Source organism: Blautia sp. HCN-1074 (assembly GCF_037890165.1).
Lineage (GTDB): Bacteria > Bacillota > Clostridia > Lachnospirales > Lachnospiraceae > Blautia_A.
In genome coordinates this window covers 1-14,646 of record NZ_JBBKBP010000016.1, presented here as the reverse complement: position 1 = coordinate 14,646, position 14,646 = coordinate 1, and the positions used below count along the sequence as shown (strand labels likewise).

Genomic DNA, 14,646 nt, shown 5'->3' with positions numbered 1-14,646 from the left:
AATACTTGCTACGGTCTATTTTATTCTATCTACAAAATTTCTTTCGGATTTCCATTTCGCCTTCCATCAGCCATTGATAAGCCTTTTCTTCATTTCCCAGAATCTGCACAAATGCCTGCATTTCATCCTGAATCCCCTGTCCATGAAGAACTCGGTAAGCTCCTGCATCACTTCCCGGCGCCACCTTCACACCAAGCCTAAATGCTTTTCTCACATTTTCCTCTGCTGTCTCAATAATTGGTTTTAAAGTCTCATCCGCATACCGCCCGTCACCCAGAAGGTTTCGCACAGTAACCAGAGTAGGCACCCACACAGTATGGCTCTCAGATAACATGGTAAGACTTTCTTCATTCATATAATTCCCATGCTCCAGACTGTCCACGCCAGCCTCCACTGCTGCCTGCACACCGTAAGTTCCATTGGTGTGAGACATCACAGCCATACCTTCCTCATGCGCAATATGTACCATTTCCTTTACTTCCGTCGCATCCAACGGTGTTCCGGTAATTGCTCCATGTGCATTAAAATCCAGCAGTCCTGTCGTCATGATCTTAATAAAATCCGCACTCTGCTCTTTCGCTTCCAGCACACGTTTATAAAATTCCGGCATCGTAGAAAAGCTTTTCCCGACAATTGAACCATAATGCCCCTCTTTATGAATAGCAAACACAGGCGTCCGATAATCAATGCCATACTCTGGTGCAAGTTCCTTCGCCCGCGCTGAAACTCCCAATGCATCTCCGCCATCACGCACAAAGATAATCCCTCTGTCCTGATATATTTTCAAATGTTCCCTTATCACATTGTCATCCGGTCCATTCCTATGCAGATCAATCGCATGGCGGTAATTCACACCGTCCATAATTATATGCGCATGACATTCTCCAAACATTTCTTCTGTTCCTCTGCTTTCATTCGTTTCGCTACTTCCATCCATTTTTCTTTTTAATAGCCAGACTCATTTGTCATCAAAATTAACCTTCACTCAATATAACTCTATCGTTAATGCTCCCAATAGTTAAAACAAAACGTTTTACAACACATTGAATAAGCAGATATTTTCTATGACTTGTTTATTTCTCAAAAAAACCACGAATTTCCTTCTCTGTTGCCTGCACAGATCCCTGCACAAAGAATGGCTTGCCGCCGCCTCTGCCATTTAATGCAGCATTCATCTCCTTTGTATACTGGCGCAGATCTCCGTCAATCTCGCCCATAGCATACTTGTAGCTTCCATCCTCATTTCTGGAAAATACCGCACAGCATCCCTGACAGGTATTCATCACCGCATCTGCAAGCTTACGAACAGAATCTGCCTCCAGCCCTTCTTTAAAAATCAAGACACTTCCTGCGCCTTCCCACTTCTTCGCCTCTGCCTGGAACATATCCTCCTCCATACGGGCAACCTGTCCCTTCAGGCGGAAGTTCTCATCCTGCAGACGCTGTACCGCATCTGCTGTTCTGTCCATCTTTGCAGAAAGCTTCATGGAAATCTGATGATTCTGCTCATTCACCATATTCAGATAATTCAGAACACGTTTACCGCAGATCATCTCCATACGAATACCATCATGGAATTTCACTACAGACAGAAGCTTCACCATTCCGATCTCACCTGTATGAGTCACATGAGTTCCACAGCACGCACAGACATCCACTCCCGGAAAATCTACAATACGAACCTGACCTGTCAGCTCCTTCTTGCTTCTGTAATCCAGAGTCTTCAATTCTTCCGCAGTTGGATAAGTAATCACAACTTCCTTATCCTCCCACACTTTCTCATTCACTTCTCTCTCAATCTCCGCAAGCTGCGCTTCATCCAGCATCCCATTCAGATCCACTGTGATTACATCACTCCCCATATGAAATCCCACATTATCATAACCATACTTCGCATGGATAACACCACTCACCATATGCTCTCCGGAATGTTGCTGCATCAAATCAAACCGACGCTCCCAGTCAATCTTACCCTCAACCTTCGCGCCCACTTCCAACGCCTGCTCCGTATAATGAAGCAGCTCGCCATCCTTCTCATGAACCTCCGTCACCTTCACATCTCCCAGAGTTCCCACATCACTCGGCTGGCCGCCACCCTCCGGGTAAAAAGCACTCTCATCCAGAATCACAACAAACCCATTCTTACGCTCCCTACACTCCAGAACGGTCGCGGTAAATTCCTTCTTATATACATCTTCATAATATAAACGTCTTGTCTCTGTCATAACTGCTGTCTCTCCTTTGCCAATCTTCAAACTTACAATTCCCATACTTACGTTGCACCATCTATATTTCACTGCCCTCAAGTATAAAACAAAAAATCATCCTTATCAAGTCCACGTCCACCCTCTACACCATATTCCCCCTCACCTCATCGCAAAACAAAAAGCTCCAAAACTGTTATATCCAGTACCCAGCGCAGAAAAATAGTTTGTTTTGGGTGCATTTGCAGGATGCTTAGATATTCTTAGTTATCAAAAAACTGCGTTATGAGAAATCAGAGACACTGTTTGAGCGAAGCGAGTTTGGCTCTGATTTCTCATGGTTTTAGCAGCTTTTTGATGACTTAGAATATCTTAGCGTCCGAAACCGCACCCAAAACAAACTATTTTTCTGCGCGTCCCTTATCAAAAGATTTTTTTATATTCCTCAATATCTGAATCCATTCCCCCCTCTCCCGCGTTATAATTAAATGAACAGGGAAAAGGAGACAGTAATGATCACAGAAAAGCAATATCTGGAATATCTTATCAAACAATACCAGAACTTAATATATTCGATCTGCCTGAAATCCGTCGGCAATCCATTCGACGCCGAGGATCTGACTCAGGAAGTATTTCTGTCTGCCTACAAAAACCTTTCCCGTTTCGATGGAACATACGAAAAAGCCTGGCTAAGCAAGATTGCTGTCCGAAAGTGTCTGGATTATCTGAAGGCAGCCGGACGGCGAAGTATTCCAACAGAAGACACCTACTTTTCCCAGATTCCGGACAGGCAATCCTCTCCCGAAGATGAATATATGAAAACTGCATCCAATACTCACGTAGAGGCATTGTGTATGCAGTTGAAAAGTCCTTACAAAGAAGTCGCTTACGCACATTTCTGCAGGGAAATGTCAGTACCTGAGATTGCACAGCAGACAGGGAAAAATCCGAAAACAGTTCAGACACAGCTCTATCGCGCGAGGGCAATGCTGAAAAAAATGCTTGAAAGGGGTGATTAGATGCATATTAATAAGAAGGGTTTAATAGAATTTGATAACGGAAATATGAACACACAGGAGGTCATTGAGTTTCTGTCACATCTTGATCACTGCGATTTCTGTCTGGATCAGATGATGGAACAGGAAGACAACAGTACGGATACTGCTCCCTCCTATCTGATGGAACAGATTTTGGACAAAGCAGACTCTGGTGAAGTGCAGCTTGCCCGGGCAGCAAATAAAGCATCGCGCAAAATCCAGCTGCTTCATTACAGTCTTCAGACTGCTGCAGGTGTGATGGTTGCCCTGTTGCTTTTATTCAGTATCCCAAATCTGGATTTCACTTCCTTACATCAGGATACTTCCTCTCAGACAGACAGAATATTGCCCGAACATGAAAACGGCAGGCTCTACCAGTTCACCAGAGAACTCGGACAGAACATTGGTGATGGCACCAGTTCTTTTATAAAATATGTCAGTGATTTTTCCAGCAAATTAATGAATGGAGGCAAATAAAAGTATGCAAAAACAAAAACGTGGATTCTGGCTTTTTATCTTCTCCCTGATTCCAGGCGCAGGAGAAATGTACATGGGATTCAAAAAACAGGGAATCAGTATTATGTTCTTATTCTGGGGTGTCTTTGCGATCGGAGCCTGTACCGGAATGGACTGGCTGGTGTTCCTGATCCCGATCATCTGGTTCTACAGTTTCTTTAATGTGCACAATCTGAAATCTCTTTCCGAGGAAGAATTTTACTCCATAGAAGATTCCTATGTCCTTCATATGGATGAACTGGCAGGAGATATCAGTTCTCTGCTTAAACATCACGGAAAGATAACTGCGATTCTGCTGATTTTCCTTGGTGCTTCTATTCTGTGGAACACTCTGGTAGATTTCCTCTATATGATCTTACCCGGATATCTGGCTGATGTTATCGGCAGATTCACATATCATCTGCCACAGCTTGTGATTGCAGCTGCTATCATTTTTGCAGGAATTTATATTCTCACCCGCAAGAAGGATGCACTGGATGAAGAACAGCCTGACAGCTTCACTGAGGAAGAACATTACTGGACACCTTATCGTCCGTATCAGCAGAGTGTTCCGAATATGTCAACTGACGCAGAGAAAAATACCACAGACATCATAAATCCTGACTGCTGTACAGATACCGATATCACGGATACCGCAAACAACAAAAGCCCGGTATCTCTGAAAAAAGATTCTGTTGCCGGGGTGTCTCAGGAGGATGCTTCATCACAAACAACAAATTCTGAATCATGACTCAAAATGGGATTGTCACATCAAGGAATCTACCTTCATGTAACAATCCCATTCTTATTATTCTCACATGGATACCGAAACTTCTCCAAAGGACAATATTGTCTCCTGCCCGTCCTCTTCCCGTACTTTCAGCCGTCCGTCCCTGCATATCTCCAATGCAAATGCCTGTCTGGAAGAGTTCCCGTCTGTGATTGTGATCTGATGTCCCAGGATCATGTTATGTTCCACATAATCCGGAGATAGTTTCAGATCTGCTGTTTCTTTTCGCAGCTCGTTCACGATCGTTGCAGTCAGTTTATTACGGTCAGTCTGTTCTGCATCTTCTTTTGTCTCATAAAGAGCTCCCGCTATATTTCTTAATTCCCCAGGCAGATTCTCCTGGTCCAGATAAAGGTTCAATCCCATGCCAACTACCACAAACTCAATATTTCCACTCTCAAAATCTGTGACAGCCTCTGTGAGTATTCCACAGACCTTCTTTCCTTTATAAAACAGATCATTAACCCATTTAATATCAAGCTGGATTCCACAGATCTGGGCAACTGCTCTGTAGACTGCCACTGCTGCCGCAGTTGTGATCAGCAGACTGTCATGTATGGTTCCCTGCGGCTTCAGGATCACGCTCATATAAAGACCTGCATCTGCAGGGGAATAGAATTCCCGTCCTCTGCGTCCCCTGCCTGCAGTCTGACTTCTGGCAATGACAAATGCCCCGTGTCCGGTCTCTCCCATCATGGCTTCTTTCTTGGCTGTCTGGTTTGTAGATTCCAGTTTATCATAAATATCTATTTTAACTTTCGGATCATCCAGAAACAGACGGATTCCCTCCTGTGACAGACGGTTTGTATCCTTTGCAAGCATATATCCCTTATTAGGACCTGCCTCAATACGATATCCGTCTTCCCGAAGAGATTTCACTGCCTTCCACACTGCTGCTCTGGTACATCCCAGTTCTCCGGCAATACGCTCTCCCGATAATACCTCACCCTTATTCTTCTCTAACATTTCCAAAAGACTTGATTTTACGGTCATCTTTACCCCTTTTACACTAGTTATAATATATCAATCATACCATCTTGAAAGTCTTTTGTCTAATGATTACATTAATTATCCGTCAGTAACGCCACCACTCCCGCATATAACACCATAAACCCCATAAATAAAGCAATCATATCCGTAGAATGAAAATCAATATTAAAAATCATTCCACCTGCAATGATCAATTCTGCTGTCACGATCAGTCCCAGAATAACGGCCATTGTTTTAGAAAGTTTACGGTTTGCTTTTTTTCTTCTCATTCCCTGTGTGGTATTTGCTGTATTTGTCATAATCCGTCTCCTCCTTGATTATATCGAACATATTTTCCGAACGTATATTCTGTTTTGTTATATGATACCACACCCTGTTCGAAAATGGAAGAGTTTTTTCGAACATTTGTTTTGTTTATTCTGCAAAATCTATTCTAAAATATTTAAGATATGCTTTATACCTGTCCTGTGCAGTAAGGCACGTATCTGTCAGATAACCTTTTTCAATATTCCACTCTTTCAGTCCACGATAATAAAACATCTTCAGATCATCTTCAATAATGAATGGAACAATATTATATTTCAGGCATTCTTTAAACATAATCAGTCTGCCTACGCGACCGTTTCCATCCTGAAATGGATGAATCCGTTCAAATTTTACATGAAATTCCAGAATATCTTCAAATGTCTTTCTTTTTTTACCGTTATATTCCATCAAAAAAGATTTCATTTTTTCGGAAACTTCTTCCGGACTCGCCGTTTCCATACCCCCAACTTCATTTGGAAATTTTTTATAGTCCCCAACCGTAAACCAATCTTTTCTGGAATCGCTGGTACCATTTTTCAAAATCAAATGTAGTTCCTTAATAAACTTCTCTGTCAATGTAGATTTTGCATTGTCAATGATCAAGTCAATACAGCGAAAATGATTTGCTGTTTCAATAACATCATCTACATTAAGAACTTCATTTTCTATACCAATCGTATTTGTTTCAAAAATATATCTTGTCTGATCATGAGTCAGACGACTGCCCTCGATATGGTTAGAATTATATGTCAGATCAATTTGCGTCTTATGATAAATACCACCGGAATATCTGTTTTTCTTTTCTTCCTGTAGAATTTCCAGCAAAGTTTTCGGTACTTCTTTTTTTCTGTTAATACGCCCCGGCTTCTGTGCATCTTCCGGAATTTCCCATGTTTTTCCATTGAGTCTTGCTTCATCTACACGACCTTGCGTACAGTAATTTCTTACACTTCGCTCTGAAATATTCCATTTCTTTGCAACTTCTTTTACTAAAAGATATCTCATAAGATTATTCACTCCCTTTTACAGTTTCTACTATGCTACTACTTATTATAACACATTATCGGCAATAAATTCTGTTTTTGCAGTTTCTATGTTTTACTTTTTTTGCCGATAATAAATGACCTTTCTTCCGTCACAATTTCATAATTTCATCCGACTGATTTTATTTGCAGGCAAAAAGAAGACTACCATGCTGATTTTGTCTGCATGATAATCTTCTTTATTTTTCTACATACTTATTTTACATAAACTGTGCAAACACAGATGCTCCTACAACTGTAAGCAAACCTGCAACCGCAATAGCAAGGCTGCTCATGGCACCTTCTATCTCGCCAAGTTCCATTGCCTTTGCAGTACCAATGGCATGTGAGGAAGTTCCAAGCGCAAGTCCTTTGGCAATTGGTTCTTCGATATGTGCCAGTTTGATCACTGTCTCTGCGACCATATTTCCAAGAACACCTGTAATGATGATAACTGCAACTGTAATTGTCACGATACCACCCAGTTCCTCTGAAACACCCATTCCGATTGCAGTAGTAATAGACTTCGGAAGAAGTGTCACATACTGCTCATGGCTCAGTCTGAACAGCCTTGCAAGAATCAGCACGCTGACCAGGCTGGCAAGTACACCGGAAACAATCCCAATGACAACAGCTTTCAGGTTCTTTTTCAGAAGTTCCATCTGCTGATACAGCGGAACTGCCAGGCAGACCGTCGCAGGTGTGAGCAGATAGCTGATATACTGACCGCTCTGATTATAAGTATCATAATCTATATGCAATAAGCAAAGTACTGCGATCACTGCGATGATCGAAATCAAAAGTGGATTAAAAATCGCCATCTTAAATTTTCTTTTTAAAAGAAGTCCCACCTCATATGCAATCAGGCTGAGCGCCGCGCCAAAAAATATTGAGTTACTCATAAAGTTTGTCATGATTTCTTCTGTCCTTTCTTTCTGTCCATACGAATAACTGCCTGAGTGACACGTCCTGTCACAATCATTACCACAACTGTGGTGATCGCAACGATTAAAATGATTGGCACACATACAGGTTTTAATACTCCCCAGGCTGTCAGAAGTCCGACACCTGCCGGAATAAACATAACCGGCATGGTCTCTATGAGAAATTCAGCTGCTTCTTTTACCTGATCTAATTTGATAATATGAGTTAACAATGCGATCAGCATGATCACCAGTCCATACACACTTGCCGGTACAGGAAGCGGGATTAGAACATGTAATGCCTCTCCCATTGCGGATATCAGTAAAATAATCCAGAATTGTCTTACGTATTTCATTTTCAGTCTCCTCTAATTTCGTTCTTGCTGATGTAGCATGGACGATTTCTCCGTCCACTCCACTTTGCAGAACATTCATCACCACTGTTTCTGGTACAAGTACATCATTTTTGAATAACCGTACCTGATTCTACGGCACTGAACATCCCAAAAGTTACTGAACTGCCACAGGTTTCATCAGTTCGTTTACCTTATCTTCATACTCCTGTGTTTCCTCCAGAGATGTCCTTCCGGTTCTCTGAATTTTCGTCACACCCGGGTACTGTCCCGGAAAAGATTCCAGCATGATCCCATCGCCGTATATTTTTACTTTATCCCCATTTTCCAATACATCATCAGAAATTAATTTTCCCTTTTTATTGTAAATACCTTCTGCCGGTACTTTTGCATCGAAGATCGTACCATTGTTCAGATCTACAAAAAGTCCGGTTTTCAGAAATTCTCCTGTCTCGATATAGATTGCGGATATCGCGTTTGCTTCCTGCTCCTGCTCTTCCTCTTTTACGATCTGTGCCTGCTTTCCGACCATATTCCAGAAAGCCCCTCCCATCACTGCGAAGATGGCAATCAGAACAACCATACCAATAATGAACTTCCAATCTCGTTCTTTCTTTTCTTTCAAATATTCAACTCCTTTATATTGGTCTAACCAATTACGATTTGTTACGTTTTCTAATTATAACGTATCCTCTGTAAATTGCAAGGCTGATTCCGCTTAAAATCCCTTTGTTTAGCATTATATATGGAAATGTTTTGTAAAAAGTACAAAAAAGTTCCCACAGATTTTTTTATTTTCTGCAGAAACCTTTTTCATAATCTTATCCGCTGTCACAGACATTATCCAAACTTACAAGCTTTTCACATATTTAATAAATTTCTCCACCCTGACGTTTGCAGTATTCATAGAAGCTTTCATTTGCTTCCGGAAACTGTTTTATCCCGGCTGAGATTAATCTCCTGATTGACTGCTACACAGTGAAATTTTCCGGAACTGTCTTTTCCAAAAAGCTGGCAGCAACAACAGAACTCTGAATTTGAATCAGACACTCTCTTTCAAATTACACAGTAGTGATCAGTGCCTCCATATCACCTTCCAGCTCATACTCACCGGAACCTGCTGTGATAAAGATACTGTCACCTTTCTTCACTTCCATGGTCTCGCCACTTGCAGTAACCTTACCTGCCCCGCTCATAACCAGTACACTTACAAAGGAAGTTCCGTCTGCTTCCCCTGTCAGTTTCTTTCTTCTCAGGCCATCCAGAACCACTTTATCTACTGTGAAATATTCGCAGGATGCAACATGCGGTCCGAAATCTCTGTTCTTAGCTGCCGGCTCACGTTTGGTTACCTGAAGAGCTTTCTCTACATGAAGTTCTCTTTCTTTTCCGTCCGGTCCCTTGCGTCCGTAATCGTAAACACGATAAGTAACATTGGAATTCTGCTGAATCTCAGCGATCAGGCTTCCCTCTCCGATTGCATGAATGGTGCCCGGATCAATGAAAAGTACATCACCCTTATGAATCATAACTTTGTTCAGGACTTCCGGTAAAGTGTGATTGCGGATACGTTCTTCGAACTCTTCCTCAGAAACTTCTCTTGCAAATCCGTAGAAAAGACTTGCACCTTCTTCAGCATCCATAACATACCACATTTCCGTCTTACCATACTGTCCTTCATTCTTCAGCGCGTATGTATTGTCAGGATGTACCTGAATAGACAAATCTTTCTTCGCATCAATAAATTTGATCAGAACCGGGAACTGCCCAAAAGACTGGCAGTCTGTTCCCAGAATCTCTTTGCCATTCTCATCAATATACTGCTGAAGAGTTTTTCCTGCACTCTCCCCATTTACGATATAACTTGGTCCGTCCGGATGACAGGAAAGTTCCCAAGACTCTGCCAGAGGATCTTTGTCATATTCAATTCCAAACTCTGTTCTTAATCTTGTGCCGCCCCAGAGATAATCTTTGCAGCTTGGTTTTAATTTCAAAATTGCCATTTGAAAAATCCCTCCATTTATTTTCAGGCACGCCTGAGAGGTTCTCCTGCGTGCCCTTTTTCCTTTATTATCTATCCATTATTTTACCTAAACCAAATAGATATTTCAATATTATTTCTGTAATTAAATCTAATATTCCAGGTTGCTGCTGTATGTTATCAATAACTGAACAACTATCCAATTTACATCTTGCTCATAGCCTGTTCTGAGTAATACTGAATCCAGACAATTACAGTTCTACAACCGCCTTGGATAATGCTTCCAGTTTCTCTGTCGCATCCTGTGCATCTGCGCCTTTTACGCCTGCATAATATTTAATCTTCGGCTCTGTTCCGGAAGGTCTTACGCAGAACCATGCGCCATCTTCCAGCTCAAAGTACAGAACATTGGATTCCGGAAGTGACAGTACAGAAGTCTCTCCTGTTGCGATATCTGTGTCTACTTCCTTCGCAAGTTTCAGAGCCAGTGTAAATGCATTCTTATCTTCCGGATTCGGATAGCTTACTGTCGGGAAATCTCCGTCAGGAAGTTCCTGCTCTTTGATGGCTTCCGGGCGGAGAACCAGTTTCTTAAGAGCTTCCATATATTTATCATCGATCTCTTCACCGATCACTTCGTAAAGACCTGCTGCCTTTGCATCTTCCCCGGACATTGTCTTCACCTGAGCAAAATCTGTGATTGCCTGAACTTCTGTGATGATCTTTTGTCCTTAGGAGCTGTGATCTGTGCGCCGTCCTCCCAGTAAACTTTGTATCCGTTATACTGTGGTGGATTGTGGCTTGCAGTTACAACCACACCAGCTGTGCAGCCTAACTCACGAAGTGCAAATGAAAGCATCGGAGTCGGACGCAGAGATGGGAAAATGTATGCCTTGATTCCGTTCGCAGCCATACAAAGAGCTGTCTCTTTGGCAAATTCCGGTGACATATGTCTGGAATCAAATGCGATGGCAACACCCTTAGCCTGAGCATTCTCTTTGATGATAAAGTTTGCCAGTCCCTGAGTTGCTTTTCTTACTGTATAAATGTTCATACGGTTTGTACCGGCACCGAGAATTCCTCTGAGTCCGCCTGTACCAAACTCAAGATCTTTGTAGAAGCGTTCTTTGATCTCCTGTGGATCATCTGCGATGGCTTTTAACTCAGCTCGTGTGTCTGTGTCAAAATACTCATCTTCGCACCAACGCTGGTATGTATTGTTCATAATCAGCTCGCAGCGCTGTTTTACACAGTCAGGAGAACGATGCGGATCTCTTGGTGTGTTGAACAGATAATCTTCCAGTTTATCAATTGTAGTTGTCGCTACGTGCATTCTTGTATCACAGGATGCATAGTAGATATAAACATCTCCGTTATCTTTTGCAATTGCACCGTTTGTAAATACTACGTTAGAAACATCTCCGACTCTCTCTTTTCCAAGCGGAACAAGAAATACACCGGATGGCTCAGCGATCACTTTGGACGGATCATTTAAATCTGTTCCGAATACATAGAGAACATAACGAAGTCCTGCTGCTGTATTTCTTACACCGTGAGCAATATTGATCCAGCATTTCTTACCTCTGATCGGCACTGCACCTGCACCGTTCTTGGACTCTGTCAGAGGATGATAAATTCTCTTGCTGATAATCTTCTCTTCATCGATCACTGCATGCTCAATATCGTCACAAAGACCAAATCCGATTCCTCCGTCGATTCCTGTATCGCTCTCTGCTACTGCAAAGAAAGATTTACGGTCATTTCCCTCTACGCGGACAACCAGATAATATTTTCCGTTCAGCTCAATAGCACCGGAATTCATCACTGCATTGATTCCGAGACGTTCCTGAAAATTGGGGTTTGTCTTCGGATTCAGGTCATATCTCCATTCAACCGGCGCAAATTCTCTTGTCAGTACCGGATACTCATAACGATCATAAATTCCATGATAAAAATCTGTTTTCTGATTTTTTCTTGCGATCAGTTTTTCTACTTTCGCTTTTTCAACGTAATACTGTTTACTCAGCATTTTTCATCCTCCTTATTACTTCCATACACATACGTCCGTTGTGATACGGGCATTTCCATGGTTCTACAATAGGTCCGTCTCCAGGTGTGTGGTCTTCCTTTACATACCAGAACCACTCAGAACCATCTCTTGGATCCCACATATAAGTTTTAATATAATTCCATTCATCCTCTGCTGCCTGTAAATATTCCTTTTTCTCCGGATCCTTCTGATATCTGTTCAGGAAGCCGATCACTGTCTCTGCCTGCACCCACCAGATTCTCCTCGTATCATTGACCCCGTTTTCACATTCATTCATCAGAGAATGATCCACAAAAGCTCTGTGATAAATATTTTCTGCAATCTCTGTTGTGATCGGTGTGATCTTCGCGGTATATTTTTCATCATCCAGTACTTCCAGACCTCTGTCCATCAGCCAGGAAGTCTCTATATCATGTCCATAGGAATACAGATCAATCAGACTGTTCCAGGTTCTGTCAAAAAATACTTCCTGTCTGCCAAGTTCTTTGTTATATACCTTATCTGCAAAAAGATCCATCATAAAACGAAGCCTGTCTCCTGTAAACGGATCCTTTGTCACACGGTACAATTCTGTATAAGCCTCAAAAACATGAAGCAGGGTATTCATCGTTTTCTCTGCAATAATACCATTCTCAGAAAGCTTGTCATTCTCTTCCGGCTCAAATTTGCGGTTAAAAGCTTCCAGATATCCATACTCATCCGTACATCTGTCCTCGATCACCTTCTGAAGACCTCTGGCAATCTCCAGTGCTTCCTTGTTTCCTGTTGCATCATAATAGGAAGAGAGAGCATAAATTGCGAATGCCTGATTATAGGTATGCTTCGTTGTATCTGACGGTTTCCCGTCATAAGTGACTGACCAGAACATGCCACCATATTCTCTGTCCAGACATTTCTCCTTCAGAAATGCATAGGCATGATCTGCATCCTCTTTCAGTTTTTCTTCTCCAAGTGTCATATAGGCATTGGCAAAAAACCACAGGATTCTGCTGTTTAAGATACATCCCTTTTCATAATCCTTTTGCACCTTAAGGTCATAACCCATGTAGCCATAAAAACCGCCGTATTCTTCATCCCTCAGGTTTTCCCAGAAAGGGATCAGCTTCTGTGTTAATTCCTCTTCAATTTCCTTCACAAATGTACCCATTTTTCTCCTCCTGTCATTCTGTCCTGATATTTTCTGGTTTGATTGTACCACGATTAACTTAATTATCAATATTTAATTGCTTAAAAAATAGTTTTGGAAAAACCACAAATATTTAAGTTCTGTTTTTGTATATTTTCACAGCAAAAAAGCTCACAGGTAAACCAATTTTCTTGATTTTCCTGCGAGCTACAAGCATTAACGCTTAATCTTTAATAGATTATTTTTTATGTTTCATATTCCTATATTTAATTTTTCATTTAGTTTTTCAACTTTCTCTACAGCTTTTCTGTACACTTTCCTTTTCTACGATTTTTCCTGAAACAATACTTAAGCCTCGTCCTGAATCCGGATTCTTAATCTGTTTCAGTGCCTTTTCCAGTGCTACTTTTACCATTACCAGGGTATTTACCTCATAACTGGTAATCTTTTTATCCGGGAATCCAGGATACAGGTAATTATCGAAACCGACTACAGAAATATCCTCCGGTACACGATATCCCTGTTTCTCCAGTTCCAGAATCAGTATTCCGGCAGTAAGGTCACAATTGCATACAAAGGCTTCCGGCATATGCTGTGGCAGCTTAATATGCGTAGAACCTTTTTCATCACGGTCTTCGATCAGCCATTCCTCTGGAAGAATCTGTCCATGTTCTAACTGAGCTTTATAAAAACCACAGTAACGATCCATGATACTGCTGGTGGCATGAATAGAACCAACATAAGCCATCTTTGTAAACCCCTGTTCAAACAGATATTCAGTCATCAGATACATACCATAAAAATTGTCCGCAATAACTGCATCTTTAGCCAGTTCTTTGTCATAAAAATCCAGAAATATCACCGGCATATCTGTATGTTTCTTCATAAAATGAATATATTCCCTGCTGATTTCCCCCATTACAATCAGAGCATCCACAGTATGCTCTTCCTGAATTCTCGGAAGGATGAAATTCTCCTCCATATCCCGCTTCAGTATTTCCACTGCAGCCATGCAATTCTTATCAGTAGCAACCAAAGCAAGCTCCTGATACATTTTCCAGTAAAAAGTAGTATATGTAGCCAAATATCTCTCAGAAATAATAACACCGATATTGCGCAGACCGCCTTTGTTGCGTTCACGCTTGGCTGCTGCCGTCATCTGATGATAACCCAGCTCATCTGCCACCTTTTGGATTTTCTCCCGCATCTCATCACTAACGCCCTTATTGCCGGCCAGAGCATTATGAACAGTTACAGTGCTGACTCCTACCTTTGCGGCAATATCAGCCATTCTTACTTTTCCCATTACATTATATGTCCTTTCTTATCCCTTTACTCAGTCACTTTCACAAAATGATACAATTTACCC

General features: G+C 41.6%; 15 protein-coding genes and 2 pseudogenes. 3 read left to right on the top strand and 14 right to left on the bottom strand.

The genetic code is table 11. From position 1 onward, the window contains the following. Positions 1-25: 25 nt before the first annotated feature. Together WKT11_RS13095 and WKT11_RS13090 are read right to left on the bottom strand one after the other, a co-directional pair. Positions 26-937, bottom strand: coding sequence for an amidohydrolase family protein (locus tag WKT11_RS13095; protein WP_330489878.1), 912 nt, complete (start codon positions 935-937; stop codon positions 26-28). Positions 938-1,073: 136 nt separating this feature from the next. Next, a complete protein-coding gene (locus WKT11_RS13090; RefSeq protein ID WP_340284851.1) occupies positions 1,074-2,270 on the bottom strand; it encodes an alanyl-tRNA editing protein in 1,197 nt (398 codons plus the stop codon). 446 nt (positions 2,271-2,716) lie between these two features. On the opposite strand from WKT11_RS13090, the gene WKT11_RS13085 reads away from it, so the two are divergent. The 3 genes from WKT11_RS13085 to WKT11_RS13075 are packed head-to-tail and all read left to right on the top strand — an operon-like array spanning position 2,717 to position 4,487. Next, a complete protein-coding gene (locus tag WKT11_RS13085) occupies positions 2,717-3,223 on the top strand; it encodes an RNA polymerase sigma factor (RefSeq protein WP_117845103.1) in 507 nt (168 codons plus the stop codon). Further along, positions 3,224-3,718, top strand: a complete 495-nt coding sequence (locus WKT11_RS13080) for a hypothetical protein (protein ID WP_117676686.1) — start codon at positions 3,224-3,226, stop codon at positions 3,716-3,718. 4 nt (positions 3,719-3,722) lie between these two features. Beyond that, on the top strand, positions 3,723-4,487 hold the full coding sequence (locus tag WKT11_RS13075; RefSeq protein ID WP_340284848.1) for a hypothetical protein: 765 nt from the start codon (positions 3,723-3,725) through the stop codon (positions 4,485-4,487). Between the two features lie 63 nt (positions 4,488-4,550). Here the strand turns inward: WKT11_RS13075 and WKT11_RS13070 are convergent, their stop codons facing one another. The 12 genes and pseudogenes from WKT11_RS13070 to WKT11_RS13020 all read right to left on the bottom strand — a co-directional run bounded on the left by WKT11_RS13070 (position 4,551) and on the right by WKT11_RS13020 (position 14,583). Next, positions 4,551-5,519, bottom strand: coding sequence for a biotin--[acetyl-CoA-carboxylase] ligase (locus tag WKT11_RS13070; protein ID WP_340284846.1), 969 nt, complete (start codon positions 5,517-5,519; stop codon positions 4,551-4,553). Between the two features lie 71 nt (positions 5,520-5,590). Next, positions 5,591-5,815, bottom strand: a complete 225-nt coding sequence (locus WKT11_RS13065) for a hypothetical protein (protein WP_118137154.1) — start codon at positions 5,813-5,815, stop codon at positions 5,591-5,593. 115 nt (positions 5,816-5,930) lie between these two features. Beyond that, positions 5,931-6,827, bottom strand: a complete 897-nt coding sequence (locus tag WKT11_RS13060; RefSeq protein WP_118410737.1) for a Fic family protein — start codon at positions 6,825-6,827, stop codon at positions 5,931-5,933. Between the two features lie 238 nt (positions 6,828-7,065). Further along, positions 7,066-7,758, bottom strand: coding sequence for an LrgB family protein (locus tag WKT11_RS13055; RefSeq protein WP_117676690.1), 693 nt, complete (start codon positions 7,756-7,758; stop codon positions 7,066-7,068). After that, the gene (locus WKT11_RS13050; RefSeq protein WP_117676691.1) at positions 7,755-8,123 is read right to left on the bottom strand and encodes a CidA/LrgA family protein; all 369 of its coding nucleotides are present in this window, start codon (positions 8,121-8,123) and stop codon (positions 7,755-7,757) included. The genes WKT11_RS13055 and WKT11_RS13050 overlap by 4 nt, the downstream gene beginning before the upstream one ends. A gap of 154 nt (positions 8,124-8,277) precedes the next feature. Then, complete coding sequence (locus WKT11_RS13045) at positions 8,278-8,745, bottom strand: hypothetical protein (protein ID WP_117676692.1); 468 nt, start codon at positions 8,743-8,745, stop codon at positions 8,278-8,280. A gap of 436 nt (positions 8,746-9,181) precedes the next feature. Next, positions 9,182-10,123 (bottom strand): type I phosphomannose isomerase catalytic subunit, encoded by a 942-nt coding sequence (locus tag WKT11_RS13040; protein WP_118419974.1) that lies wholly within the window; start codon positions 10,121-10,123, stop codon positions 9,182-9,184. 229 nt (positions 10,124-10,352) lie between these two features. Beyond that, on the bottom strand, positions 10,353-10,493 hold the full coding sequence (locus WKT11_RS20070) for a hypothetical protein (RefSeq protein WP_445291946.1): 141 nt from the start codon (positions 10,491-10,493) through the stop codon (positions 10,353-10,355). Between the two features lie 57 nt (positions 10,494-10,550). Next, a pseudogene (locus tag WKT11_RS13035) lies at positions 10,551-11,326 on the bottom strand (phospho-sugar mutase); the annotation flags it as partial. Further along, a pseudogene (locus WKT11_RS13030) lies at positions 11,318-12,130 on the bottom strand (glycoside hydrolase family 130 protein); the annotation flags it as partial. The pseudogenes WKT11_RS13030 and WKT11_RS13035, both read right to left, overlap by 9 nt. Next, entirely contained in the window at positions 12,120-13,298 is a 1,179-nt protein-coding gene (locus WKT11_RS13025) for an AGE family epimerase/isomerase (RefSeq protein ID WP_117846340.1), read from the bottom strand. The pseudogene WKT11_RS13030 and the gene WKT11_RS13025, both read right to left, overlap by 11 nt. 265 nt (positions 13,299-13,563) lie before the next feature. Continuing rightward, on the bottom strand, positions 13,564-14,583 hold the full coding sequence (locus WKT11_RS13020; protein ID WP_118137162.1) for a LacI family DNA-binding transcriptional regulator: 1,020 nt from the start codon (positions 14,581-14,583) through the stop codon (positions 13,564-13,566). Positions 14,584-14,646: the final 63 nt, after the last annotated feature.